The organism is Candidatus Chloroploca asiatica (assembly GCF_002532075.1).
Lineage (GTDB): Bacteria > Chloroflexota > Chloroflexia > Chloroflexales > Chloroflexaceae > Chloroploca > Chloroploca asiatica.
Map to the genome: position 1 here is coordinate 103,992 of NZ_LYXE01000188.1, position 26,888 is coordinate 130,879.

General features: G+C 58.3%; 23 protein-coding genes and 1 tRNA gene. 9 read left to right on the forward strand and 15 right to left on the reverse strand.

The features are described 5' to 3' along the window. Positions 1-13: 13 nt before the first annotated feature. Both secD and A9Q02_RS22595 read right to left on the reverse strand, forming a co-directional pair. Positions 14-1,408 (reverse strand): protein translocase subunit SecD, encoded by a 1,395-nt coding sequence (gene secD, locus A9Q02_RS22590; protein WP_097655364.1) that lies wholly within the window; start codon positions 1,406-1,408, stop codon positions 14-16. 142 nt (positions 1,409-1,550) lie between these two features. Continuing rightward, complete coding sequence (locus tag A9Q02_RS22595; RefSeq protein WP_097655341.1) at positions 1,551-2,258, reverse strand: DsbA family protein; 708 nt, start codon at positions 2,256-2,258, stop codon at positions 1,551-1,553. 130 nt (positions 2,259-2,388) lie between these two features. Between A9Q02_RS22595 and A9Q02_RS22600 the strand changes: the two genes are divergently transcribed. Further along, a complete protein-coding gene (locus A9Q02_RS22600) occupies positions 2,389-3,066 on the forward strand; it encodes a hypothetical protein (RefSeq protein WP_097655342.1) in 678 nt (225 codons plus the stop codon). 205 nt (positions 3,067-3,271) lie between these two features. Here A9Q02_RS22600 and A9Q02_RS22605 read toward each other — a convergent pair whose 3' ends face one another. The 6 genes from A9Q02_RS22605 to A9Q02_RS22630 all read right to left on the reverse strand — a co-directional run bounded on the left by A9Q02_RS22605 (position 3,272) and on the right by A9Q02_RS22630 (position 11,904). Further along, positions 3,272-4,543 carry a hypothetical protein gene (locus A9Q02_RS22605; protein ID WP_097655343.1) on the reverse strand — a complete coding sequence of 424 codons (1,272 nt, stop codon included), beginning with the start codon at positions 4,541-4,543 and terminating at the stop codon, positions 3,272-3,274. 108 nt (positions 4,544-4,651) lie between these two features. Further along, positions 4,652-5,470, reverse strand: a complete 819-nt coding sequence (gene bchL, locus A9Q02_RS22610; protein ID WP_097655344.1) for a ferredoxin:protochlorophyllide reductase (ATP-dependent) iron-sulfur ATP-binding protein — start codon at positions 5,468-5,470, stop codon at positions 4,652-4,654. 18 nt (positions 5,471-5,488) lie between these two features. Next, the gene (locus tag A9Q02_RS22615) at positions 5,489-6,769 is read right to left on the reverse strand and encodes a Coenzyme F420 hydrogenase/dehydrogenase, beta subunit C-terminal domain (protein WP_097655345.1); all 1,281 of its coding nucleotides are present in this window, start codon (positions 6,767-6,769) and stop codon (positions 5,489-5,491) included. A gap of 13 nt (positions 6,770-6,782) precedes the next feature. Next, positions 6,783-8,477 carry a ferredoxin:protochlorophyllide reductase (ATP-dependent) subunit B gene (locus A9Q02_RS22620; RefSeq protein ID WP_097655346.1) on the reverse strand — a complete coding sequence of 565 codons (1,695 nt, stop codon included), beginning with the start codon at positions 8,475-8,477 and terminating at the stop codon, positions 6,783-6,785. Positions 8,478-8,500: 23 nt separating this feature from the next. Continuing rightward, complete coding sequence (bchN, locus tag A9Q02_RS22625; protein WP_097655347.1) at positions 8,501-9,781, reverse strand: ferredoxin:protochlorophyllide reductase (ATP-dependent) subunit N; 1,281 nt, start codon at positions 9,779-9,781, stop codon at positions 8,501-8,503. A gap of 197 nt (positions 9,782-9,978) precedes the next feature. After that, a complete protein-coding gene (locus A9Q02_RS22630; protein ID WP_245860820.1) occupies positions 9,979-11,904 on the reverse strand; it encodes an acyl CoA:acetate/3-ketoacid CoA transferase in 1,926 nt (641 codons plus the stop codon). 232 nt (positions 11,905-12,136) lie between these two features. Here A9Q02_RS22630 and A9Q02_RS22635 point away from each other — a divergent pair, with 232 nt between their 5' ends. Beyond that, positions 12,137-12,757: a LysE/ArgO family amino acid transporter gene (locus A9Q02_RS22635; protein WP_097655349.1), complete on the forward strand. Its 621-nt coding sequence runs from the start codon at positions 12,137-12,139 to the stop codon at positions 12,755-12,757. 56 nt (positions 12,758-12,813) lie between these two features. Here the strand turns inward: A9Q02_RS22635 and A9Q02_RS22640 are convergent, their stop codons facing one another. Next, on the reverse strand, positions 12,814-14,412 hold the full coding sequence (locus A9Q02_RS22640) for a hypothetical protein (RefSeq protein WP_097655350.1): 1,599 nt from the start codon (positions 14,410-14,412) through the stop codon (positions 12,814-12,816). Positions 14,413-14,470: 58 nt separating this feature from the next. Here A9Q02_RS22640 and A9Q02_RS22645 point away from each other — a divergent pair, with 58 nt between their 5' ends. Then, positions 14,471-15,358 (forward strand): phosphotransferase family protein, encoded by an 888-nt coding sequence (locus tag A9Q02_RS22645; RefSeq protein WP_172451283.1) that lies wholly within the window; start codon positions 14,471-14,473, stop codon positions 15,356-15,358. Positions 15,359-15,471: 113 nt separating this feature from the next. Here A9Q02_RS22645 and A9Q02_RS22650 read toward each other — a convergent pair whose 3' ends face one another. After that, positions 15,472-15,939, reverse strand: coding sequence for a MauE/DoxX family redox-associated membrane protein (locus A9Q02_RS22650; RefSeq protein ID WP_097655352.1), 468 nt, complete (start codon positions 15,937-15,939; stop codon positions 15,472-15,474). Between the two features lie 237 nt (positions 15,940-16,176). On the opposite strand from A9Q02_RS22650, the gene A9Q02_RS22655 reads away from it, so the two are divergent. From A9Q02_RS22655 to A9Q02_RS22670, 4 genes are all read left to right on the forward strand, one after another. Beyond that, the gene (locus A9Q02_RS22655; protein WP_281256950.1) at positions 16,177-16,674 is read left to right on the forward strand and encodes a response regulator; all 498 of its coding nucleotides are present in this window, start codon (positions 16,177-16,179) and stop codon (positions 16,672-16,674) included. A gap of 103 nt (positions 16,675-16,777) precedes the next feature. Then, positions 16,778-17,680 (forward strand): S1C family serine protease, encoded by a 903-nt coding sequence (locus A9Q02_RS22660; protein ID WP_097655354.1) that lies wholly within the window; start codon positions 16,778-16,780, stop codon positions 17,678-17,680. 46 nt (positions 17,681-17,726) lie between these two features. Further along, positions 17,727-18,629: a S1C family serine protease gene (locus A9Q02_RS22665; RefSeq protein ID WP_245860821.1), complete on the forward strand. Its 903-nt coding sequence runs from the start codon at positions 17,727-17,729 to the stop codon at positions 18,627-18,629. A gap of 11 nt (positions 18,630-18,640) precedes the next feature. Then, entirely contained in the window at positions 18,641-19,219 is a 579-nt protein-coding gene (locus A9Q02_RS22670; RefSeq protein WP_245860822.1) for a helix-turn-helix transcriptional regulator, read from the forward strand. A 37-nt stretch (positions 19,220-19,256) separates the two neighbouring features. Here the strand turns inward: A9Q02_RS22670 and A9Q02_RS22675 are convergent, their stop codons facing one another. Further along, a complete protein-coding gene (locus A9Q02_RS22675) occupies positions 19,257-20,615 on the reverse strand; it encodes an 8-oxoguanine deaminase (RefSeq protein WP_097655356.1) in 1,359 nt (452 codons plus the stop codon). Between the two features lie 36 nt (positions 20,616-20,651). Between A9Q02_RS22675 and A9Q02_RS22680 the strand changes: the two genes are divergently transcribed. After that, a tRNA-Met gene (locus A9Q02_RS22680) sits at positions 20,652-20,726 on the forward strand. Positions 20,727-20,795: 69 nt separating this feature from the next. On the opposite strand, the gene glnA is transcribed toward A9Q02_RS22680, so the two are convergent. After that, positions 20,796-22,133: a type I glutamate--ammonia ligase gene (glnA, locus tag A9Q02_RS22685; RefSeq protein ID WP_097655357.1), complete on the reverse strand. Its 1,338-nt coding sequence runs from the start codon at positions 22,131-22,133 to the stop codon at positions 20,796-20,798. Between the two features lie 181 nt (positions 22,134-22,314). On the opposite strand from glnA, the gene A9Q02_RS22690 reads away from it, so the two are divergent. After that, positions 22,315-22,941, forward strand: coding sequence for a hypothetical protein (locus A9Q02_RS22690; protein WP_097655358.1), 627 nt, complete (start codon positions 22,315-22,317; stop codon positions 22,939-22,941). 1 nt (position 22,942) lies between these two features. Here the strand turns inward: A9Q02_RS22690 and A9Q02_RS22695 are convergent, their stop codons facing one another. Genes A9Q02_RS22695 through A9Q02_RS22705 form a run of 3 tightly spaced genes read right to left on the reverse strand, consistent with a single transcriptional unit; the run spans position 22,943 to position 26,030 of the window. Next, positions 22,943-23,758, reverse strand: a complete 816-nt coding sequence (locus A9Q02_RS22695) for a hypothetical protein (RefSeq protein ID WP_097655359.1) — start codon at positions 23,756-23,758, stop codon at positions 22,943-22,945. Then, positions 23,755-25,002, reverse strand: a complete 1,248-nt coding sequence (locus tag A9Q02_RS22700; RefSeq protein ID WP_141509139.1) for a hypothetical protein — start codon at positions 25,000-25,002, stop codon at positions 23,755-23,757. Before A9Q02_RS22700 ends, A9Q02_RS22695 begins: the two co-directional genes overlap by 4 nt. A gap of 8 nt (positions 25,003-25,010) precedes the next feature. After that, on the reverse strand, positions 25,011-26,030 hold the full coding sequence (locus tag A9Q02_RS22705; RefSeq protein ID WP_097655366.1) for an AAA family ATPase: 1,020 nt from the start codon (positions 26,028-26,030) through the stop codon (positions 25,011-25,013). Between the last annotated feature and the right edge of the window lie 858 nt (positions 26,031-26,888).

A 26,888-nucleotide genomic window follows, 5' to 3' on the forward strand; every position in this document is an offset into this window, starting at 1 on the left:
CCACAGAAGGATATCAGATCGCCTCAGCGGTAGAGGGTGCCACCGCCGGTTTGGTGCGATCAATGCCAAAGATCCATGCCCGGTCATCCCGAAAGATTGGCGTCGAGAGGCGCAGGAAGGTACGTGTCACCACCACAGCCGTAAAGAGACTGAGCAGAATACCGAGACCCAGCGTCAGGGCAAACCCCTGAATAATGCTCACGCCAAAGCTATTGCCAAAGATAAAGAGCACGATGCTCGTGATCAACGTCGAAACACTCGAATCACGGATCGCTGACCATGATTCCTCAAAGCCAAATTCAAGGGCACTATGAATATCGCGCCCACGCCGATACTCTTCGCGCAGGCGTGAAAAGATCAGCACGTTGGCATCGACCGCCAGACCAATCGAGAGCACGAACCCAGCGATGCCAGGCAAGGTAAGCGTAATCGGAATCAGGCGATACAGGGCAAAACTCATCAAGACATAGAGCGCCAGCGCCAGGGTTGCCAGGAGACCAGGAAACCGGTAGAAGGCAATCATATAGATGGCGACCAGACTCAACCCGATCGAGCCCGCGATTACGCTTGACTCAACCGACTCTTGGCCTAGGGTTGCCGTGACACTGCGGCTTGTTTCGACAACGAGCGGCACGGGCAACGCGCCATACTTCAACTGATTGAGAATATTGTCGCGGTCATTGACATCATTGACCTCAATGACGCCCGAGCCATCACGGAGGGCCGCGTTGATCTGGGGGCAACTGATGACAACATTGTCGAGCACAATGCACATCGGTTGGCCAACATTCCGGGCGGTAAACGCTGCCAGACGTTGAGCCGACTCGCCAGTAAAGGCAAACGACACAGCCGGACGACTCCCAGCGACCCCACCCTGCGAAAAGGCTGGCTGAACCGCACTGGTATCAAGGTCAGCCCCATCAGTAATGCTCTCAAAAACTGGCCCGAGATCATCAAGGCTCTGGATCTCTTCGATCCCCTCAGGCAAAGCCGGATTGGGGCTCCCTGTGGTGCGAATCACCGCACCTGGAGGCAGATACTGGCCCTGCGAGTCAATGAACTCAAGGCGCCCGGTGCCACGCAGCGTCTCAACGGCCTGCTCGGGACCATCAACACCAGGCAACTCAACGATCAGGCGATCATTGCCGGCAACCTGCACCACCGTCTCACCAACACCGAGGGCATTGACCCGGCGCTCGATCACCCCACGGGCAATTTCCATCTGTTCGCGATCAACATCAGGATCATTCGCTCGCAGCAAGACTTGAATGCCGCCTTGCAAATCGAGGCCCAAGCGAAAACTGACATCGCGCCCAAGCGCCATCTGGTTAGGGGCCAGATTGATCCAGAGGGCGAGGGCCGCAATGATCACAATCCCTAAGATTGAAATGATTTCTCTGCTACGCACGGCGTTCAACTACTCCTCGTGCTCAGGTTTCGTAACCACGGCATTATAGACCTCTGCTGATACGATGTCAATTGCAAAGCGATGCGGTTGCCCTACGAGCAACCGCATCACTTTGCCAAAGGCCGTTTGGGTGGAACAACGCTTATTGGCCGGCAGTGCGTAGCGCTGCCTCAATGGCCCCAGGCAGGCCATTCATATCGACCAGTTGCCCATTCACATCAAACGAGGGTGTGCCCGTCACGCCCCGGACAACCGAGCTCTCGACGGCAGCGAGAATGGCTGCATTGTGCGTCCCTGCGCTCATACAGCTATCAAAAGCCGCCCGATCCAGGCCAAGCTGACCTGCATACCCCGAAAAGACATTGTTGACGTTATTCAGTTGTGCCCACTGACCTTGATTAGTCATCAAGAGATGGTTCATTTCCCAGAACTGGCCCTGATCACCGGCACAGCGAGCGGCTTCCGCCGCTGCAATCGCCTGTGCATTGTTGTTCAAAGGAAATTCATGAAAGATCATCTGGATTTTGCCGGTCTCAACATAGTCACGCGTAATAATTGGCGACATATTCCGATCAAAGAACGCACAGGCAGGACAACGATAGTCGGCATATTCCACAACCGTAACCGCCGCCTCGGGATTCCCCTTAAACCAGAAGCCCTCGGGCGTCTGCCCAGTTTGCGCATTGATTGTTGGCACTTCACCGCCACCGAACCCACCCCGCACCGCAAAGGTGATCAAAAAGGCCGCCCCCAAAACAACTAGAGCACCGATCGCCCAGTAGAAGGGGATCAGTGGATTACGCTTTCGTTCGGCGACTCGACGACCACGCCGACTCTGTGGCTGACTCATGAAAGTTACTCCTCGTCCTGTGCTTCAGGATATTCATGGCATTATAGCGAGGGCAGAGTCGTGCGTCAAACCTGAGTTTTTGGTATACTGAATAGGATTGCCCGCAGAATAAAAGTTGTGGTCACAAACGTTGGATACGACCTTTCACGCGAAACCTGACAGTGAGTTGCTTTACAATCTAGCCTTGCAACTTGGCTCAATTCAAGAACTGAGTGAAGCAGCACAGGTAACCCTGGAAACTTTTGCCCGATGTACGCAGGCAAAGAGTGGTTTATTGCTCATGCCTGAGGTCGTGCCACTCAGCGTCGGGATGTCGGCGCCAACTGCCGACGAAGTTGTGGCGATCTATGCCTTGCCAGCCGTGCAGTCTGCCATGCAACTCGTTGGCATTACCGTGCTGCCGGGGGGCCTGGTGCCTCTGACCGGTAGCATCCATATTGCCGGGATTTTACCGACAAGCCACGGGAAACCCGGGCTTCTCCTACTTGGCTGTGATCCACCCTTAAACCATTCTGCCCGTCGCACCCTCGCAGCAGCAATCCCCCTCCTCCGCCAGACTTTTGATCGCCTCCGCCAGCAACAATACGGTCAACAAACACGATCCACCACCGAGGCAACCCTCAGACATAACCTCATCCGGCTTCAGGCCACCCTCGAAGAGAGCCACGCACGTCTGTTGCACGCAGCGAGCATCCTGTACAACGACGCTATGCCCGAGCCTGACGTAACCTTTGCGCTGGCACAAAGCCTGGAACAACTACAACAGGCCCTCGATCTTTGCACAAAAATAGAGGCGCACGAAGCGTGATAACTTCGTACACCTGCATCAGGAACTTGTAGCCCGCTACGCTGCTGCTGAAGGGAGTACCGGCTTCAGCCGGCTCATGGTTTTTAAGAATGACATCAGGTAGTGCCGACTTCAGTCGGCTTCCGGCTCAGCCGACTGAAGTCGGCACTACCATATACCCGAAGCCGGCACTCCAGAATATCAGGCAACTTTTTTCCCAGACTACTCAGACAGCACCGCCAGGGGCCGCTATACGCTGTGAACCACGACGCATTGCCCGCATCAACAATGACAATCCGGCGAGGATGCCAACAATGCCGTATTCGAGAATTGGTACGCGCAGAATGTCAGGCAAGCGATGCATTTCGCGCCGTAAACCATACCAGGCAAGGGCTGAGGCTGCATACGTCGAACCGATCCCAAGACGAGCCTCTTTGCTCAAGCCAAGACCGTGCATCTGCGCCAACACAAACATACCAAGAAAACCAAAGGTGAACATGCCCTCAAAACCGCTGCCTTTCTGCAAGGTTGTGATCACAGCATGCGGCAAGACCAGCATCTCGAGCGCCAATGTCCAGCGCGGTTCACGGTGCGCATTGGTAAAGAGCAAAGAGGATTGCACAAAGAGAAGCATCATATGGTAGAGCCCACCAAGATGCGAGGGCAGTGGCTCCATCGGATGGTACCAGAAGGTATAGACGGTCGCCCAGCTAAAGATATACCCGTGGTAACGGCGCACAAAGCGAACCAGTTCAGGAGGCAAACCCGGACGCTTCAGGCCCATGATCAAACCACGGCGGGGCGTCTCCATCGCCAGAATCAGCATCAGCATAAAGGCTGCCGAGCCAAGTGACGTCCCTTCGGGCACATCGACCGCGAGTCCATCATAATACCGGCGTGTCTGCGCATAGTGCAACCCGACCCCAGCAGCATTGACAGCAAGCGCCGTCCAATTTAGTGGTCGCATCCCATCATCATAGGATGGGCGAGCGCGTTGGGCCGCATAAATGCATCCCCAGACGGCCAGTTGATGCAACAGATAGCCACTCCAGGCGGTGATCCGGGCAGCGGTATACGGTCCTTCAGAGATCCAGCGATAATGACCAGGTTTGCCATTGTAGGGGGCATAGCTAATCGGCGCACGTCCCCCGAGGGCAACGGCACCAACAACGGCGCCACAAACGGCTGCCGCCGGAACCAGCAGATCGCGTGCATCGGGGGCGGCAGGAGGGCCATCGCGCTGCTCTACCCAGGTAACAAAGCGTTGTAGAACCACCCCGGTCACGGCTGCGCCTGCCGCCGCCAGCAGGCCAGTGCCAACCGCACGCAACGGCTGCTCACGCGGCGAGGCAAGGGCAGCACAGGCGGCCCCAGCGGCACTCACGAGCGCAAGACCAACCCCGGGCTTGCGCCCACGCAACACATCAAGCCAGTAGACGGACGCCATCGGATTGAAGAGCGCAGCTCCAGCGAGAGCATAGTTTCGTGATGGATCCATGGACGTTACCTTTTGAGGGACATCATCCCACCTAACACCTTCCAAACCAGGTTTTTGCGAGCGAAGGCGGCCTGCGTAGCAGACCGCCTTCGCTCACAAAAACATAATCTACTTCCATCCGCCCACCACATCAAAGATCGCACGGTCGTGCATTGGATTCGGGATCGTCGATTCGGGTTGACCAAGGAGATATTCGGCCATCTCATTGAAAGGACGGAGGCAATCCTCTTTGCCTTCACCTTCCATGTCAAAGAGGGTCTTGCCTGCCAGGCGCGAGCGACGGATCAAGTCGTGATAGGGAACCCGCCCGATAATCTTGGTACCAACGGTCTCAACAAACTGCTCAAGGAGACCCGTTCCTCCAAAATCAGGATCGACCCGATTCGCAATCAAGCCCGCCATCCGCACTTTATGGCGTTGACTCTTCTGCTGGATGGCGAGGCAGAGGCGATTGGCGGCAAAGATGCTATCAAAATCATTGCAGGCAATGATAATGCCGTAATCGGCATAGTTGAGCGGTGCCGAAAAGCCACCACAGACCACATCCCCAAGCACATCAAAGAGAATCACATCATACTTATGATAGAGACCAAACTCTTTGAGCAACTTGACCGTCTCGCCAACCACATAGCCCCCACAGCCACTGCCGGCAGGCGGGCCACCCGCTTCGAGCGTATCAACCCCGGCAAAACCGGTCAGAATCACATCCTCGCGGGCGACATCCTCAATATGGAAATCAACCTCTTCGAGCACATCAATCACGGTCGGCTGGAGCAAGCCGGTCAACGGGAAGGTACTATCGTGTTTCGGGTCACAGCCAATCTGCAACACCTTCGCCCCTTTGAGGGCCATTGCCGCCGAGAGATTGGCACTGGTCGTTGATTTGCCAATTCCGCCTTTGCCATAGACTGCAAGAATCAGGGACATGAAGCTTTCTCCTTCAACTCAAGCCTCGCTTCTGGTCGCTGCCTCGGCGGGGACACGTGCAAGGGGGCGACCGAACTCACGGGCATAGACATCGGCGGTATAGGCGAGGGCACGATAGACGTACCCGGGCACAATACGCTGTTCGTGGCGGGGGAACTGGTCACGGACATAGACGAGATTGCGCAGCAGTTTCTGTTCGATCACACTGCGGGCAAACTCAACCCCTTTGGGACCTTTCGAGCGTTGGAGCCAGGCGACAAATTTGCGCACCGGCAACGGGGGCCGTTTGCGGGGCTTGCGCAACATCCCCACATAGGCCTGAATGCCGGCCCGACGGTCGCCACCCTCGGTACGCTGACCGAGTTCAAGTGAGGGACGGATCAACTCAAAGAGCTCTTCGCCGCGCTCGTTACGGACAAACATCCATTGCCAGCGTTGATCGGGGGGCAAGGGAGCCCCGAGATAGCCCACCGTGAGATCGGCCAGACCATTTTGATAATCGAAACAACTGAGGCAGGCAGCCGGGAAGACCCCGCGCTCACCGCCGAGGGCACTGACATCAAGATCAACAAAATTGATCGTCTCGGTATGACCATCTTCATGGCGCATCCAGACACGAAAATCCTGCATAAACTCGTGATGCACAATCGTCTCGGGCGACTTCGAGGCAACCTTCAAGAAGCGCTGGAGATCGGGGTACGATGTATTATCGGTACAGGGCAACCCGATCACATACAACTGCTCGAGGCCGAGTTCCGGCTCAAGGGCACGCAGCGCATGCACCTGGCAACCGGTACCAATGAAGGCAAGGCGCTTGAGGCCAGCGGCCCGAACCTCGTCGAGCACCTCAAGATTCGGCGAGAGGCAGGGCTTATTACCTGCGCTCGCCCGCACCTCTTCAGGTGTACGCGCCAAGAAGGGCAGCGGAGCCCAGCGGGTACCGGGGGCGGCTTTCGTCGTAATGACGCCCTCGACCAGACCCCGCTCGAGCAACAAAGCAGCAAGCGACGTGATAATCCCACTCCACTGCGCTTCGAGATTGGGCGTGCGCATCCGGGCGATATGGATGGCCCGATGCACCCCAAAGAGCAACTCATCGCCATCGCGACGGTTGCGCCCGTGGAACTGACGTTCAAACTCTTCGTGCTTGTTGTTGACAAAGACACACGAAGCGGCCATCATCGGACGCAATTCACCGCCACAGACCCCACAATCACTACACAGCTTCGGGCGACCTTTGAACCGCTCGGCCTGCGAAAGCAGGGTAATCTCGTGAAGCGGTCGGGCTGTCATGGTCATACTTCACCTGAATCTAGGCACCGAGATGCTCTTTAGCAGCCAGCAGCACCTCGGCGGTAATCGTCGCGATTCCATGTTCACGGGCATACTTCTCGATATTGCCCCGTGCGCGACCACGGACAAAGAAGGGGATCTTCTTGAGCATCGCTTCGCCATCAGCGGTCCAGACTGGATTCACGACAGGCGCAGGGGTAGCCTGACCAGATGTCGGAGCACCTGCCGACGAAGCAACCCCATTGGACGGTTGTCCTTCCGGCGCATGGCCGTTCGTTGGCTTGACCACATCAGCGACCACAGCAACTGGTGCCACAGCGGCCTTGCCATTGCTCACAAGCACCGGATCAGCCGACGGAACAGAGGGGGACTCAACGAGCTCGAGCCCGGCATCACCAAACATATCAATGAGATGCTTCTCCATACCAAGCGTACAGGTCGTCGAGACCTCATCGGCAATCACATCGGCCCCATCAAAACCGAGGAATGGGCGATAGGCAAGCAAGTGATTTTCGATATGGGTTGGCGACGAAATAACCATCACATTCAGATCGTACCGACGACCGGTATGCCGTTCCATCTGCGTCCCACAGACGAGTTCCGGGCGCAACTGACCGATCCGGTCAGCCACCTGTTGAAACTCATCGGTGGCGAGGAAATCCGCATCGCTGACATAGCCCTGGAGTTGCGACCGCACCCAGTCAGCCTCCTTGACGAGATAGGTACCGGCACCGGCAATTGGCATACCCAGTTCATCAGCAAGGAACTTGGTGACACCGACGGTATGGGTTGCATCGCCAAAGACAAACGCCTTCTTCCCCGAAAAGCTCTCCATATCGGCCGTACGGGCAAACCAGGGCACATTCGAAGGAGCCGACATACCATCAAGCGAAAACTCGGTGAGCGGGGGAAGCTTGAGCGGTGATGGCGGCACGGCAAGGCGTGCGCCAACCGTATTGAGTTGCTCGACCACCGCATCGAGCCAGCGCAGCGTTGGTTGAACCCCGATCGGCGCATCACAGAGCGCCGCGGTACCAAACTGCGCCTCGAGATATTCGGCGGCGAGCCGACCGAGCTCGCGGTAGGGCGCAATGGTGAGCCAAGCCGCTGGCAAGCGACGGAGATCATCAACACTGGCACCCCATGGGGCCACCACATTAACGGCCACCCCGAGTGTCTTGAAGATTCGGCGTAGACTGATCAGATCGTGGCGAGCGTGAAAGCCGAGTGATGAAGGCCCAAGGATATTCACACTCGGCATCGGGGTCAGGGGTTGAGAGGTCGCATACTTCTTCACCAACTCGGTAAAGAGCCCCTCGGCGGCGGCGGTCTCTTGCATCCGATAGGGATTCGCATCATAGACCATCACCTCGCAAGCGAGCCCCGACTGATGCGCAGCAATCTCCAGATTTTCTTGCAGCAAAATCGTCGAGCACGAAGCAACCACCACAATCAGATCGGGATGCTGCGCAGCCTCGACCTGGCGGAGCGTCTCGGGAAGGCGAAGCGTCCCACGGGCGAGATCGGTACCGCTCACCACACTCGTCGTCATCGCCGGAAACCCAGGCGTCCGTTCGAGCATCGTAAAGATCGTATTCACATACCCATCACCTTGAGGGGCATGAAAGACAGCGTGGGTCTTGCGCATCGAGTTCATCACTCGAGCGACGCCGTGATGGGCCGTACCTTCGTACATCCAATAAGCCAGTCGCATGCGCTCACTCCATCAGCATAGGCTCACCCGCGGGTAAGCGGAATGATCTCAGGGGCACCCGGCATCACACCTGCCATCCAGACCGGATCATTGCCAAGGGGGTCAAGACGAGCGTGACGGCGGAGAGCTCGGGTAAAGAGGCTCACGAGGGTATTGACGCCGGCCCAGCCATGAATAGGGGAAAAGATAAACTCGGTACCCCATTTCGCAACCACCCCGTGACCAATGAGTGGATTAGCGGTAATAATATTGGAGATCACGAGATCGGGCTGTTCTTCGGCGATACTGCGCAACTGGCGCTCGAAGTTGGCCTGTTCAACCAGGCGTACCCCATCGAGCAAGGCCAGCTCGCGGGCGTGGAAGCGGCGGTTAATATAAGGCGTCGAACACTCAAGCACCTCGGCACCAGCGGCACGAATAAAGCGGGCCAGGGGCAATTCAAGCAGCGTATCGGCGGACAGAAAGACCTTCTTGCCCTTGAGCAGATCGGTATGCTCTTTGATCCGCGCCCAGGACGCCGCTTCACGCTCACTCAGATCAACCTTCAGATCAAAATGCGCCGCAAGGTCTTCCCAGAACGCACGACAGCCATCGGGTCCAAAGGGAAAGAGCGACGACATCACCGTCGCGCCACGATCGTTGGTCAGTTGATTCGCCACCTTGGCGAGGAAAGGTTGCAGAGGTGCAATGATTGTCCCCGGGCCAATCGGCGGCAGTTCGTGGAAATGATTCGCGGGAAGAAAACCAGCGACGGGAATACCCAGGCGCGAGGCCTCAAAGAGAAAATCATCGGCAATCGCATCATTGACCGAACCGAGGAAGACAACCCGTTTATCATCGGGTGGAGCCTCGGGGCAGAACGGAATCAACGCCTGCAACACCGAATCTTCGCTTTGGGAGAAGGTAAAATCGAGGCCAGAAGCAGGCACAAAGAGCACCGGCACCTCGGGGGTACTGACTGATTGCGCGAGGCCCTCAAACTCAACCTTCATCACTTCGGGGGTACAGGAGGAGAGCAAGAAGATCACAGAGGGGTGGTGTTCACGGGTAATCTCGGCGATCTGGTCAGCAATGGCAGGCTGAGCCGAAGAGAGATCAGCTTCTTCAAGCAACGAAATGGCGAAGCGTGGGCGGGCAAAAATCATCACGCCCATCGTATTTTGGAGCAAATGGGCGCAGGTATGGGTGCCAAGAATGAGAAAGAAGCTATCCTTGATCTTCTGATACAACCAACCAACACTGACCAGGCCACAAAACGAATGATAGATCCCATCTTCGCGTGTGAACTGTGCCTTTGGGGGCATAGGGGGGCTCCTTGCCGCTACATGGAGGCCCAAGCGGGCAATGTAGTTTACAGTGCGTACTACGATCAACGGGGGCTATTATACCACTTGACGAAAGTTCCTGGTATATAAACAAGTTCCGTGCATAGGGTGTGCGCTCGTTTTAAGCGGACAATAGGCCCTTGGAGCGCAGCAAACACCAGCATTGTTAGCATGTCTTAACCAAGCCCTTCACGGGCCTCATCGAAACTACGATAGATCTCCTGCGCCATCTGAATACCTTCGAGGCTTGCTCCGAGCTGGCGGCGGAAGAAGGCATGGGTGGAGTAGCGGGTCGACGAGAGGAAATAGCGTTCGGTATTGTGTCGCACCATCGTATAAAACGCATCGGCAGCATTCGGGTTCAGATTAAAGTTATCATAATTGACGATCACATTGGTCTGGCGGCCAATACTAGTAAAAAAACCATCGAGATAAGCAGCAAGTTCGTGAACATCCTCGGGCGAGATCAGGTTCAGCCCCTCGAAATTGACAAAGGTGAGATTCATCTCAGGATCATAGCACGTACGTTCTTCAAGGCTCAACACCGAGCGTTGCCCGAGGCCCATCGGGCGTTCGGCAAAAATGCGCTCGTCCATCACGCGCAAGTCGGGGCTGATCTGCGGGCGGAACGCGAGCAACGCGAGCACATCGCGTTCGAGATCGAGTCCGGGGGCAATTTCGATCACCTCGAGGCCCTCGGGCGTCAGCCGAAAGACCGCACGCTCGGTCAGATAATGCACCTGCTGACCCCGCGAGACCGCATAGGCCCCGCTAAACGTCACCTGCTCGACCTGTTCGACAAACTTGCGCGTCGTCCCTTCCTGCACAATGCAGAGCTTGCCATTTTCCACGCTGACCACGGCATTGCCCGTCATCGTACCGAGGAAATAGAGATTTTGCGCCGTCTGGCTAATATTGATAAAGCCGCCTGCGCCAGCAAATTTCGGCCCAAAGCGGCTCACATTCACATTGCCATGGACATCAACCTGTGCCATGCCCAGGAAGGCCTGATCAAGACCACCGCCATCATAGAAATCAAACTGATAGGGCTGATCAATAATCGCCTGCGCATTCGCTGTTGCGCCAAAGCTCAGACCACCGGCGGGGATCCCGCCAATGCCGCCGGGTTCGACGGTCAGCGTAATCAGATCGAGGATGCCCTCTTCATTGGCAACCGCTGCAACGCCTTCGGGCATTCCAATGCCAAGGTTGACGATCGCATTGATACGCAGAAACTGCGCAGCGCGGCGTGCGATCACCTTGCGTGACGTCAACGCCATCGGAACAAGCCGCCCGCGCCCAACGCGCACTTCGCCGGTATAGGCTGGATTATACGGTTCCCCAAAGGTTTGCGGATGCAACTCAGGCGGGGCCACCACGACACAATCCACGAGAATGCCAGGGATCTTGACTTCTTTCGGACTCCGCAGATGTTCCGTAGTGACGCGCTCGACCTGCGCAATGACGACCCCGCCGCTATTCTTGACGGCCTGGGCAAGCGAGAGGCTCTCGAGCGTCAACGCTTCACGCTCCATCGAGATATTGCCCTCTTCATCGGCGGTCGTCCCGCGAATCAGGCCCACATTGATCGGAAACGCCTTATAGAAAAGGTACTCCTGGCCTGCGAGCGTAACCACCTCAACAATCTGCTCGGTGGTCATCTGATTGAGGCGACCGCCCTCAAGACGGGGATCAACAAAGGTACGGAGGCCCACGTGGGTAATGACGCCTGGTTTGCGTCCGGCGATCGCCCGAAAGAGGTGGGAGATGACCCCCTGGGGCAAACAATAGGCCTGGATGCGCCCCTCAAGCGCCATGCGCCCGAGCGCAGGAGCGAGGCCCCAGTGCCCACCAACGGCACGTCTGACCATGCCATCGTGGGCAAAATGGTTGAGCCCACGCAGACGACCATCACCCTGGCCAGCCGCAAAAACGAGACTGAGATCACGTGGATGGCCCGTCGTCTGAAAGCGCTCTTCGAGGGCAACGGCCAGCGCCTCGGCGAACCCAATGCCAACGAAGCCACTGGTGGCGATGGTATCGCCATCCAGAATAAGGCGCACCGCTTCGTCAGCCGAAATAATTTTATTGCGTTTGATCATTGCTGCCGCTCTTCTAAAACTGGCCGTTTTCGCCAGCATAAGCGCGATTCCCAGGGGCCCCCGCCTCCAGAACCAAGACTACCCAAATTATACTCAGATCATGGCGCTTGTCGCCTGCGAAATAAGCATTTCGACTGAGGTGTGGAGGTCGAAAGAGCGGCATACTAGCCTGATGCTACATTTTGTATGCTAACATAACTACTTTGACGCAACACACTACGGTGGTACAGGTATGGATTATAGCTTGTTTGTACGTGGAGCTTTGTTCGGCCTAGCGATTGCGGCCCCGGTAGGGCCAATCGGTGTCTTGTGCATCAAACGCACCCTGCGTGATGGGCAACTGACCGGCTTTGTTTCGGGGTTGGGGGCAGCGACGGCTGACCTGATCTATGGGACGATTGCCGTACTTGGCCTGAGCATGCTCACGAGTCTGCTGATCGGGCTGAGTTTCTGGACACGTCTGCTCGGTGGTCTTTTCCTCATTTATCTGGGGATACGAACCATGCGCGAACAACCATCAGACAAAGCAGCCCAGGCCACAGCCCGCGGTCTCCTAGGCGCATATGGTTCAACCCTCTTCCTGACGATCACCAATCCCGCGACGATCATTGCCTTTGCGGCAATCTTTGCGGGGCTCGGCATTGGGAGCAGCGCCGAGACGCCAGGCGAGGCCATCTTGCTGATTGTTGGCGTGGGAGCAGGCTCGGCGCTCTGGTGGTTGATGTTGAGCAGTGCAGCCGGCTTGCTCCACGGACGCCTGACGCCCAGAGTACTCCGCATCGTCAACCTGGTTTCAGGCGTGATTATCACCGGCTTTGGCCTGGTAGCGCTAGTCTCGTTGATCGAAGTATGAAGGGGTGATATGGCTACGCGGAGCCAGACCACCCCTTTCCACATCCGACAGAACTACTACAACTCAACCTTGCCGAGTTCAGCCTCGAAGCGTTGCACAACGGTACGGAGCACCTTGATACGAGCAAAGCGTTTATCCTCAGCCTCAACGACCGTCCAGGGGGCGGCTGGCGTAGAAGTACGCAAGAGCATCTCATCAACGGCTTCTTCATAGAGCGGCCATTTGTCGCGATTGCGCCAATCCTCATCGGTGAGTTTCCACGCCTTATAGGGCACCGTCTTACGGGCCTCAAAACGACGAAGTTGTTCTTCGGGGCTAAAATGGAGCCAGAATTTACAGACGACGGCACCGAAATCGATCAACTGGCGTTCGAACTCATTGATTTCGGCATAGGCGCGCGACCATTCGTCGGGGCGGGCAAAGCCTTCGACACGCTCTACAAGCACCCGCCCGTACCACGAGCGATCGAAGATCGCAAACTGACCACGGGGGGGCAGGCGACGCCAGAAGCGATAGAGATAATGATGGATCTTGTCTTCACCTTCAGGTGCCGCAATAGTATGGACAACATAGCTACGGGGATCAATCTCAGCGGTGAGGCGTTGGATTGTCCCGCCCTTGCCAGCGGCATCCCAGCCCTCAAAAACGAGCACCGCCGGGCGGCGCTTGTGATAGAGTTGCAACCCAATGCGATAGAGTTGGGCCTGGAGTTGTTTGACCTGTTTGCCATAACTCTTTTCATCGAGGGTCAGCGTCAAATCAACGCGGCGCAGAATATGGGCGACCTCAGTTCGCATCGGCTCAAAAGGAATAGCACTTGGCACAACAGGAGGTTGGGGGAGGGGCGAGGTCAGGCCATTGGGCATTGAACGGCGCTGGCGACGGAAGGCGGCACTCGCGTCGTCAAGGCCCGCATCACGTACATCATCAGCAACGGGAGTTGCTTTACGACCGAGGCGATCCTCAATACCGGCAATCACGGCCTGCATCACCGCAACGCGGGCGTAGTACTTATTCGTTGCCGGGATGACGTGCCAGGGAGCATAACTGGTACTGGTACGTGCGATCATATCTTCAACCGCATCGGCATAGGCATGATAATGGCGATGCTGGCGACGATCCTCACCAGTGACCTGATGGGCCGTCAGCGGATCTTTGAGAATGCTCTTAAAGCGATGAGCTTGTTCACGTTCAGAGATATGCAACCAGAGCTTGAGGATCACCGTGCCATCATTCGATAGATGGCGCTCAAAAGCGGCTGCATTCTCACAACGCACCCGCCAGCGTTGGGGATCGGCATCTGAAGCAGTACGCTCGGCGAGCATTTCACGGTACCACGAGCGATCAAAGATTGCCATCCGTCCATAGCTTGGGATTTTTTGCCAGAAACGGTAAAGCCAGGGGTATTGCATTTCCGAGGTACGTGGCGGAGTAATCGAATGCACCCGTAAACCACGCGGATCGAGGCGACGCACCATCACCCCAATCGTACGCGCTTTGGCCGTACCGGCCCAGCCCTCGAAAACAACAATGACCGGCACCCGTGCTTCGAGCATCGCCTGCTGTAAGGCGTACAAACGCAACTGGAGCTGCGAAATCTGGGCGCGATATTCAGCCTTATCGAGCGCCACCGATAGGTCAATCTGGTCTAACATGGGGTATATTGTACCATGACTCATGCACCTTATGCAGGTGAGACGAAGGCAGACAACCATGCTTCCCACTGCAATCGCCAAACGTTTAGAGGAGCACTTTGCCGGGCAAGCGATCACGTCAATCAGGCCAACCTTTGGTGGCGTTTCGAACATGAGTCTCGCCCTACGGATTGGCACCACACCGTGTGTCTTGAAAGCTGCCGAGCAACCTGGCAAGCGCCATGACCTACGCCACGAAGCGACCATCCTTGGCTTGCTGGCAGGCAAACGGCTCGGTGCGCCGACAACGCTCGCCCTGCTTGACGATGATGCATGGAGCATCCTGGTCATGCGGCGTCGGCCCGGCCTCCCAGGGCTAAGGTTTGTGGGCCGACCAGCAGCAGATCTGATCCCAATCTATCAAGCCCTCGGTCACACCCTGGCCCGCCTGCATCAACAAACGCCGGCGGACAGCCAGATCCCGCCGACAGAGGGGCTCGCGATCCATGTGCAAATAGGCAACCTGGCACCCCGACTGGCTGAATTACCCCTGCCCGACACGCTCACCCGCAACCTGATCGCGGCCATCGCGCATCCTGTCTGGCAGCCAACCGCACCACGGTTGATCCACGGCGACGCGGGGCTTCACAATCTTCTCTGGGGGGCGCGTGGGCTGAGTCTGCTCGACTGGGAATGGGCGGGGTGGGGGGATCCACGGCTTGATCTCGCGTGGGTCGACTGGACAATACGGTTTCGCCAACTGCCACCTGTACTCTGGGCGATCTTTCTCGAGCAGTACATCATGACCAGGCGCGAGGCACCAGACCTCGAACCCGGCACCCACCATGCCCTGATGATGGGACAGATTGCCGCACTGCTTGTCCGTGCAGCGGGGCAAGCAGCAGCCTGGGAAGAGTGGGTGCGGCGTGCGGCGTGGACGCTGGCGCAGGCAGGGTTGGCCTCGTGAAGCCGGTTCTTCTTCTGGGCGTAGGAAATCTTGTTTTGCAAAAAAGCCAGCATAGCTGGCTTTTTTGCGAGCGGCAGACCTTAGCTGAGCCAAAAACTTCGTTGACAGAGACCTTACTTAAACCAGGGCGCATCGGGATAACGCTCGTGGAGTTGCTTGTCAAGGCCGAGCCAGTGGCCCGAGGGGGTCGCCATCAACACGAGCGAAGCGGCAAAAAAGGGCGGCATGGTCACATTATAGAACGAGCCAGCCGAGATATTGGTCAGTAAAAAGAGCGCCAGGGCAGCACTTGACCGCACCGACACACCAAACAACATCCCAATCGCCACAACCACCTGCCCAAGGGTCAACACCCAAGCGACAGGGCGATACCACGGAATGGCAAACATGCGCAGATACGCTGCCGAAAAAGAGTCGGGGTCAATTTCGGAAAGACGCTGGAGAAAATGCTCACGCATCACCGGGCTAGAGAGCCAACCTCGCGTAATCTTGTGGTAAGCTCCATAGAGGAAGAACGCTCCGAAGCTATAACGAAGCACCAGCACCGAGCCACGAGCAGCCCGTTTGAGACGACTATCCACACGTAACCTCCATCCTCGCTGAATGACAGCCCACCGACCAAGGCTGACTGACGATCATCGGACATATGATACAAGATTTTCTCAATGTTATAATACAAAGACACTGAGATCTTGCAAACCAAACAAACGGATCTGTCAAGGTAGTTGTGGTAGCTCCTTGCGGCTACGCCGCGATCAGCCACCCGGTTCTTCACAATGGTTCAATCATCGCAGGCATAAACTCGCAACGACATTTTAATTGTCGACGACACACCGGCCAATCTTCGCTTACTGGTTCAGGTACTCCAGGGGGCTGGATATCGCGTGCGTGCCGTCACGAATGGGGAACGTGCCCTAGCTGCGGTCAAGCATAGTCCACCAGAGCTTATTTTACTCGATATTCGCTTGCCTGATATTGATGGATTTGAGGTTTGTTCGATCTTAAAAACAGATCCTATGAATCATCAAATTCCGATTATTTTCATCAGTGCCCTTGATGACACCAACGCCAAAGTCAATGCCTTCCGTGCTGGCGGGATCGACTACGTCACCAAGCCGATGCATCCCGAGGAAGTGCTTGCACGTGTTGCAACCCATCTCGCGCTGCGACAACTGAACATCCAGTTGCAACAGGCAAACAAGCATCTAGCGATCAGGCTGAATGAATTAGAAACAACCTCTACCGTCACCTCATCAATTTTCCAGGTCGCGGCTAACCAGGTTGCCGATGGCATGGCGCTCCGTACCGGTTTATAGTATCTGTAGATCCTCGGAGGGGCTGAGGCCGATGGCCTCAGCCCCTCCGAGGAAAGGAGCGCTTTTTTAGCGTGATAGGCTTAACAAGAAAGCATACAATCTTATGGAAACAAATGAAGCTTCGGCCCTGGCAATGATTTCGACCCAAATGGCGGATGCCGTCGAACAGATTGGAATGAGTCTGGTGCAGGTGCGTGGACGAACACGCGGCCCGGCTACCGGCATTGTGGTGACAAACGATACGGTGCTGACAGCCGACCATGTGCTAGAACGCGATGATGATCTGACCATTGCAACGCCTGATGGCCGTATCCTGCCCGCCCAACTGGCTGGGCGTGACCATGCCAGTGATCTTGCCTTGCTGCGCATTGATAATCTCGGGACAACTCCGGCGACGTTTGTCGAAAGTCCGGCCCGTGTAGGTCAGTTGATTCTCGCCGTGGGACGGCCCGGCAGCAGTCCAATGGCCTCATTTGGGATTATCAGTGCCACCGGCGGACCTTTACGCGGGCGGCGCGGGGCAATGCTTGAGCAATATGTCCAGACTGATGCGATCCCCTATCCTGGCTTTTCCGGAGGAGCCTTGATTGATGCCGAAGGGAAGGTTGCCGCCGTCTTGACCACCGGCTTGATCAACGGGGTTGCGCTTGGTGTCCCAGCCGCACTCTCCTGGCGGATTGCCGCAACCCTTGGGGCAACAGGCTATATCAAACGCGGCTTTCTTGGCATTAGTAGCCAACCCGTCGAGTTGCCCGAGGGTCAGCGCGGAGGACAGAGTCAGACCCACGGGTTGCTGATTGTGCGCGTCGAACCAGGCAGTCCGGCGGCGCAGGGCGGCCTATTGCTCGGTGATGTCTTGATTACGTTTGACGGGCATCCGCTCACCGACACCGACGAGTTGCAGGCTCTGCTGGTTGGTGACCGCGTTGGCAAGCAAGTGCCGGTACAGGTACTGCGAGGTGGGTCGCTCTTTACGGCCCTCGTCACTGTGGGCCAGCGAAGTTAGCAACGCACACTGCTAAGCTCAGCGCCCGTTGCAAAGGATAAAAAAGATGACTCTTATTGAACAAAACTCAGCTGCAATGTTGCTTGGTATAGAAGCCGCCACGCTTGCCGCGCAGGCCCGCACGAGTGTGGTGCAGGTGCAAGGACGTCGGCGTGGGGCGGGTTCGGGTGTGGTCTGGCGTGATAGCAAGACGGTGATGACCAATTTTCATGTCATTGCCGGCGTTGGCGAGCGGGTTGAGCTTGTGGCGGCGGATGATCGTCGCTATCGGGCTAGTCTGATCGCGGGCAATCCACGGCTTGATCTCGCGCTGCTTGCCGTTGAAGAGAGCCTCTTACCGCCAGTAACGGTCGGCGACTCAACGCACCTGCGGGTTGGGGAACTCGTCTTTGCGGTCGGCAATCCGTGGGGCATGCGGGGCATCGTAACGGCAGGCATTGTCAGTGCAGTTGGTGAAATTCCGGCTGAACAAGGCGAGCAAGCGGCCAGTTACATTCGGTCTGATGTTCGCCTGGCCCCTGGCAATTCAGGAGGGCCACTGCTCAACGCACGCGGCGAGGTCGTTGGCATCAATGCAATGATCTTTGGGGGCGATCTAGCGGTCGCCATCCCCAGCCATGTAGCCCAGGCTTGGGCCGCGAGTCTGCCGCGCCGTCCGGTTTTTCTCGGCCTGGCGGTGCAACCGGCGGTTGGTGGCGAAGATCATCAAACCCAGGGCTTGCTGGTGGCAGCCGTAGCGAACAACGGCCCAGCCGCCGCGGGTGGCTTGCAGGTTGGCGATCTGCTCCAGCGCTTTGATGACCAACCCCTGCCCAATACCGAAGCCCTGCTTGCGGCATTGCAGATGCGCACACCAGGTGATACTGTGCGCATCGAAGGCTTGCGCGGCGGGCAACCACTCACCACCGCGATCCGTCTAGCGGCGCAAGCCCCCCGGGCCACCCCATGATCACCGTCTTTATGATTGCCCCAACGCCTGCGCTGCGGGCAGGGCTACGGGCGATGGCAGCCAGCGACACCATTGAGATCATTGGCGAAGCGGCGGGGGCAGTGCTTGCCCCTGCCGCCGATGTCATCCTGGTCGCCGGTGACAACGTGGCCGCCATCGGGCGCGCCCTGGCAGGCGACGAGGGCGTTGCCCTCGTTGCGCTCAGTGATGATCAGCGGCTGCCCGGCCTGCTGCGTAGCCTTGCGCTCAGCGGGTGGGCCGTTGCCCTGCCAGAGGCGGGGGCTGAAGAGGTGCAGGCGGCCATCTATGCCGCCGCGCATGGCTATGTCGCGCTGCCCCAGCGCTTTGCCGAGCAATTACCCGGTACAAGGCTGATCGACGAACCCCCTGCTGAACCATTGACGCCTCGCGAGACCGAGGTCTTGAGCCTGCTCAGCCAGGGGCTCCCCAACAAACAGATCGCCCTACGGCTACAGATTAGCGAGCATACCGTCAAATTTCATATTGGCTCGATCTTCACCAAGCTTGGGGCCACCTCGCGTACCGAAGCCGTGAGTATCGGGGCGCGTCAGGGGTTGTTGACGCTCTGAGCCAACTGCGCTGGCTCAGAGCGTCAACAACCCCTCTTTATATCTGGTTGGCAAGTTCGCGGGCAATGGCGTTGTGCCGTTCGATCTGGACGGGGAGATCGAGACCGAGGATGTGGCCCTCAGCGACGCGGACACGCCCATTGATGATGCTGAGGTCAACCGGCGGTGGCGTGCAAAAGACGAGGGCCGCAACCGGATCATGCACCGCACCCCCAGCGAACGCCAGTTGATCAAGCCGATAGCCAATCACATCGGCACACAACCCCGGGGCCAGTTGCCCAATGTCGTCACGCCCGAGTACCTCGGCCCCGCCCCGCGTCGCCAGCCAGAGCGCGTCACGCGCACTCATTGCCGCTGGATCGCCCTGCACACGTTGCAAGAGCAAGGCCTGGCGCGCCTCGCCGAGCATATGCGAGCCGTCATTCGACGCCGAACCGTCCACGCCCAACCCGACACGCGCCCCCGCACGCCGCAGCGCCCCGATGGGCGCAATGCCCGAGGCAAGCCGCATATTTGAGCACGGACAATGGGCGACCCCGGTGCGCGTGCGCCCTAGACGCTCGATCTCCGCTGCCGAAGGATGCACCATGTGCGCGTGCCAGACATCCTTCCCCACCCAGCCTAGATCTTCACAGAGCTCGACCGGACGACGTCCGAACTGAGCCAGACAATACTGCTCTTCGTCAAGCGTCTCGGCAAGATGCGTATGAACGTGTACCCCGTAGCTCCGCGCCAGTGCCAGACTCTCGCGCATCAGAGCGGGGGAAACACTAAACGGCGAACAGGGAGCCAGCACAATGCGAAGCATCGCCCCCGGTGCGGGATCGTGGTACTGCTCGATGAGGCGCTGCGAATCAGCGAGAATATGGGCCTCATCTTCAACCACCTGGTCAGGCGGCAACCCGCCTTTGCTCTGCCCGACCGACATGCTTCCGCGTGCCGCATGAAAACGCACCCCCATCGCGACCGCCACTTCGATCTGATCATCGAGACGCGCCCCGTTGGGCCACAGATAGGTATGATCGCTCGTCGTCGTGCAACCAGTCAGCAACAACTCGGCCAGGGCCGTCCTCGTCGCCACCTGCACCGCCTCGACGGTCATCCTGGCCCAGAGCGGATAGAGCGTCGTGAGCCAGCCAAAGAGATCACGATCCTGCGCCATACAGCGCGTCAGCGTCTGACAAAAGTGATGGTGGGTATTGACCAGGCCGGGCATGAGCAGCATGCCACGTGCATCAATGATCTGATCGGCTTCCTGAGGCAGCAAAGCAGTCGGCCCGACATGGGTAATCACCCCATCAACCGCATAGACCGCCCCATCGGCAAGCTCAGTCCCGGCAGCATCCATCGTCACCAGCCGATCAGCATGTTTAATCAAGAGCGAAGTGCTTGACATGACCTCTCCACGTTGTTATAATTTAATGGTGACTAACGCGGCGTGGAGCAGTGGCAGCTCGTCGGGCTCATAACCCGAAGGTCGCAGGTTCGAATCCTGCCGCCGCTACCAATCGTAGACAAAAAAGCGGGACTGTGTTTACACAGCCCCGCTTTTTTGTCTCTTTCAGCCTGCTCCACCCTAAAAAATCGCCAGGTAGCGCTGGATCTCCCATGCGGAAACATGCTGGCGATAACTCTCCCACTCTTGCTGTTTGGCATCAACAAAACGCTCAAACGCATTCGGGCCAAGCGCCTGCATAATCACTTGATCTTCGCGCAGGGCATCCAGCGCCGCGCCGAGCGACGACGGCAGCGTCGCCAGGCCACGAGCCCGTGGATCAACGTGAAAGAGATCCTCTTCGGAGGCTTCACGCAAGGAGAGCTTGCGTTTAATGCCATCAAGCCCCGCGACCAGCATAACAGCGTACGCCAGGTAAGGGTTACAGGCCGGATCAGGACAACGCAATTCGACCCGGGTGCTCTGGTGGCGCCCGGTGGTAATGCGCGGCACCCGAACGAGCGCCGATCGGTTGGTACGCCCCCACGAGATATAGATCGGTGCCTCAAAGCCAGGTACCAGGCGTTTGTACGAGTTGACGAGAGGGGCCAGAATCGCACACATCCCAGGTGCGTGGGCCAGCAAACCCGCAATAAAGTGGTGCGCTATTGGCGAAAGGCCGTAGGGATCATCCGGATCATTAAAGACATTCTGCCCTGTCACCAGATCAACCAGACTCTGATGCACATGCATGCCATTGCCATTGACGCCGGCAAGCGGCTTGGGCATAAAGGTTGCATAGAGCCCATTGAGTTGGGCGATCGCTTTGAGCGCGACTCGTGCCGTAATCGTATGGTCAGCCGCCCGCAGCGCCCCATCATACCGCAGGTCGATCTCGTGCTGCCCTGCCGCCACCTCGTGATGAGCAGCCTCGGCGGTAATGCCAAGCTGGCTCAGCGCACGCACCATCTGACGCCGAATCAACGTCGCCTGATCGGTCGAAAGATCAAAATAACTCGCCTGATCATGCACCATCGGGGTCGGCATACCGTCGGCATTGCTCTTAAAGAGGAAAAACTCGAGTTCAGGTGCAACATTGAAACCGTAGCCCAGCGCAGCAGCCTGGTTCAATGCATTCGTCAGGACATGCCGCGGATCGCCCGCAAAGGGTTTGCCATCGGGTGTATAAATATTGCAGATCAACCGTGCGGTTGTCAGGCCCTCGTGTTTATCCCACGGAATCAACGCATACGTCGCAGGGTCAGGCACGAGATACATATCGCTCTCGACCATTCGGGCAAACCCTTCGAGTGACGAACCATCAAACCAGACCCCATGACCAAGGGCATCTTCAAGCTCACTGACTGGAATAGTGACCGTCTTCACCATCCCCAGCACATCGGTAAACTGAAGATTCACAAAGGCAACACGCTCTTCTTCGGCACGCTCAAGCAAGGTTTGACGGAGATCATCACTCATAGGATGGGGTCCTCCCCGGATGTCCTGGAAGACGGGCGATGTACGCTTATCGCCAGATGCACAGTGACCAGGATGTTGCCAACACTCTTGTTGCATTGTATCACATGCGATGAGAGCCTATTGCCCTGAACCCTCAATCAGAGTACAATAGCGCAATATACCGTGATACAGGGAGTTGACGATGTTGACGTATGATGATCTTGTGGCCGGGTTGGAGGATGCGTGGCTGGCAGTTGGTCTGCACGAGCATCTCTTTCTTGAAAGCATCACTCCATCAACCCATGATCGCACCTGCAAGATCGAGCTCTTTCCCGATCACGATGAGCCGCTCAGCAGTAGCAATATGCCCCCCTATCTTGAGCTCAGCTTTGCCTGGTCGCCCGTGCATCAGTTGATCGCCGAGGGGCGCAACCTCGACGTTGAACCACTCGATCTTACGTGGACCTACATTGCCACCCTGGGTGATCGTCAGGATCACACTGATGCCGAACTGGTGCGCATGTTTCAACGTGCCGTGACTCACGCGTTCCAGCGCTACTATCCCGCCGAAGCCGCCGAGATGGAACCAGTTGCGGTGGAAGTACGCCGGATTTATCTCCCCGGCAGTCAACCACTGCATCTCGATTATATTCAGATTGTCAGCAGCACGATGACCGATATTTTTGAGCAGTGGGCTGAACGTGATCTCATCGGGTTGCGCATGTTGCTCCGCCTGGAGTTTCAACTCGCTGCAGCAATTATCAGCAATCTTGCTGATGCCTTCTCGCCTCGTGGACGCGGTGGCTACAAGAGCGTGGATGCCGCCTGACCTACACCAACCAGGCGACGCTCTTCGACACCAGAAGAACCACGACCAGCACTACCAGCAGGCCTACATAGAACCGCTGCAACCACGGTGCCATGCGCAATTGCACGCCCAGCAGCAGAGCCGTGACGACGCCAACCAGCGGGGGCAAGAGCCAGCCCGCCTGCGTAGCCGTTAGCCACGGTTCTGAATGCACTGACGCAAATCCAAGCAAGGCTAACATCCCGATTAGCACCAACCCGAGCGCGCGCAGCCGTGCGGCCAGCGACGCAAGCGGCCATTCTTTCGGCCCATCGCCAGCACTACAGCCACCTTCAGCAGCACAAGGGTTCATCAAGATCTGCGGGAGACTCGCCAGCCAAAGAAGCGCACTGGCAAGCAGTAAACCACGTGCGACCGGGGCCTCTGGCACCGTCAAGAGATTGCTCAACCCGAGACTCGCGTTCGCCTCGGCCATGCCCCCTCCGGCGAGCAGCAACGGCCCGTACATCCGCAGCAACAGCATACGATCAACCTTCTCACTCCCTGCTATGCCGCGTCGCAGATACGGCCACTCAAGCAAACCCAGGGCCACCACAAGATCGAGGCCATAGGGAAAGCCACGCGCCGGGGCAAGCGGCATCAAGGCAAGCACGATCATGGGAGGGAGAAGACCGGGGAGGCTCGCCAGCGTCACTGGCCCTGCGCACGCGGGCCGCTGGCGTGAAACCCATGCAAGCCATCGGCAGAGCATCCAGCTTGCCCCGAGCGCAAACAGCCCCCCTGGATACAACAAGAGACGCGGCCAGGCCTGACCGAGCGCCGCGAGCAACTCGATCATAGATCTGGAACCTTCGGCTTATCTGCGGAACGATGTATCCCTATGACCCGCAGGATCAGCCAGCCAGCCGCCGCAAGCACCATGCCCAGGGCAACCAGCACAAAGACCGGCAGGCTCGCCACATACTCCTTTTCCGCATTATAGGCCACAAGCAAGCCTGTCCAGGGCGAAGCCACCAGTTCACCATACGGCGACAACCCCGCTTGCAACTGGGCAACAAGTGGGCCGACGAGCGTCCCGACAAAGAGCGGGGCACCAGCGACGCCAACCAACGCCAGCCCCTCTCCAGCCCGACCAACAGGCGCACTGCGCAGCGGAGGTGCCGACCAACGGGCGAGCGCGAGGGCCAGCAAAAACCCGGACAGGCCCAGCAGGATCGCCAGTACCGTCAGCCGCCCAGCGACCGCAGCGGCCACGGCCATCCAGACGAGCACCAGCAGCGGCCAGTTGGGCAAGGGGAACGACGGACGCCGAGCGAGCAGCACCAGTGGCCCGATCAGCAACGCATACGAGGCCAACACAACCCCGGCGCCAGCCCCAAGGCCAGCCCCGACCAGCACGAAACCCGCCATCACAAGCTCCACCCACCCTGGAAGCAACGCACGAGAAGCAACCGTCGCGTGCCAACTTGCCCAGAGGGCCAGCGCTGTCCCGGCGACAAGCGCCACAAACAGCCATTGAAGTGCCCACGGCCCCAGGCTAAAGGTACGCAACAGCGCATAACAGGCCATGACAAACAGAAGGTGTGACTGGGCCTTTGATGCCAGCACGGTGCCCACCAGCAACAACACCAGGCTTCCCCCAACCAACCCCGCCCCTGCACCGAGGGCCGCATAGAGCCACTTGCCACTCGTCACCGCAATCAGCACGAGGCCACCGGCGGTAGCCAAAGCCGAGGCAAAAGCCAAGCGGCGTTGAGCCAGCGCGGCAGGTTGCAGCGCAACCCCAACGATTACCAGGGCAGCAATAAGGGCCAGGTGCCCAGTCAACGCAGCCATCCCATAGCACCAGGCCACAACTGCGGTGCGCCAATGATCGGCCTGAGACACGACGACTGCGGCTAGCCCATAACCAGCCAGCAGCAACAGCGTCAACGCACTCAGCAGATCGGCGCGCAGCCACCCGTGTGCAACCTGCGGCGCGAGCGGACGATCATGCGCAAGCCATGCCAGCATCAAGCCGACCAGAAGCAACCCGGTCGGAGCTGCAATGGACAAAATCGACGAAAAACGGAAGCGTGCCACCGGCTGCATCATCGACGGGGGCCAGAAACAAGCTCTTGCTGGCGATAGCGGCAGTGATCGCAATACGCGACCCGATACCCAGCGACGGTCGCACGCTGCAGCGGCCCACCGCAGATCGGACAGGTTGACGAGAGGATACTGCCAGCACCGGCAACAACCGGGGCAGGGGTAGAGGCCGAAGCGGCAGAACGGAGCGGGGCAGGTGTTAGGGGGTGAACCTCAGGTGAAGCAACGGGGGCCTGCGCCCCATTCGGCGAAGGAGCAGACAGCGGCGCAGCAGGCGGCTTGAAATTCCATAGCGTACTCAAGGTCTCAACCAGCACCGCATAATCAAGTGCGCCACGCGAACGAGGATCAAACTCATAGATCGTCTTGCCCTGAGCGGACGACTCTGAAAGGCGCACATTGACCCGGATCGGAGGGGTCACCTGGGCACCATACTGAGCCTGCAATTGCTCGAGGAGCGCAACAGACTGGCGGGTACGCGGATCATACATCGTTGGCACAATCGCCCGCAGGCTACTCGTGCTCCCCTTCAACTGAATAATCTGCTTCACCAGCATCTCAAGGCCCTTGATCGAAAAAGGCTCAACCGTCGTTGGCACCACCACATCGCTGGCCGCAGTGAGCGCATTAAGATTCAGCACGGTCAGCGAGCCGCCGCAGTCAATCAAAATAAAATCATACTTCGAGCGTACTGGACGCAGCGCCTGCTCGAGCACCCGCGCCCAATCAGGACGTCGTGCAAGCTCGGGTTGGGCGGTCAAAAGCGACTCATTGGCAGCCAGCAGATCGAGGTTAGGACGAGCGTTGACCAGGCAATCTTCGGGGCGCTTGCCATCAACGAGCACATCATAGAGCGTCCGGCGCGGCTTGAGGCCAAGCGCCATCGCCAGATTGCCCTGGGCATCAACATCAACAAGCAACACCTGAGCACCCTTCAGCGCCAGGCCGGCACTCACATTGACTACCGTAGTCGTCTTGCCGATGCCACCCTTGAGATTGGTAATCGCAACAATGCGGCCCATAGAAGTATCCAACTCAGCGAAGACTGCAAGCACGCTTTGTGCAACGGTTGTTACATCGTGTTCAGTGTAGTGCAAGCGCCAATCCATGTCAACCAGTGGTGCGTAGCAATGCAGGGCGATTGCATCATACGAAACCGGATACAACCATACGCTCTCTGTGGCAGCATGTGCATGCAACCAGCGGCGCAAACGGCGGCCCCCGGCCCTGTAGGGGCACCCGCAAGGGGTGCCCCTACAGGGCCGGGGGCCGGTGTACGGGGGCCGGGGGCCGGGGGCCGGGCACCCCTTGCGGGTGCCCTGGTGGGGTGCATGCACGGAAGATGCAATCGCCCTGTGTAGCAATGCTGCCCGTGGGCATGGCACCTGCCCCGCGTACACATCCATCTCTGGCGTATGGGTATGCCCATCCTATCATCGCGATCCACCCGTGGGGGCACGGCGACGCCGTGCCCCTCCACCCATCCCCGCGTACACATCGGTGGACATGGTGCCCTCGGGTGCGGGTTGCGTCACCGGGGCGCCAGTGGGCGCAGCAGCGATGACAGGGGCGTTTGGGCAACGGGCGAGGGGCACGGGCAAGCCGTGCCCCTACACGCGGCAATGCTGCCCGTGGGTAGGCACGGCGGCACCATCTCCGTACGGGCACGGCGTCGCCGTGCCCCTCCACCCATCCCCGCGTACACATCGGTGGACATGGTGCCATCGGGGCGCGGGCCGCGTCACCGGGGGCCGGTGGGCGCAGCAGTAATGGCAGGGGCGTTTTGTGCAACGGGCGGGGCACGGGCGAGGGGCACGGGCAAGCCGTGCCCCTACTTTGCGCCTTCGCGCCTTTGCGTCAATCCCCCTTCGCGTCTTCGC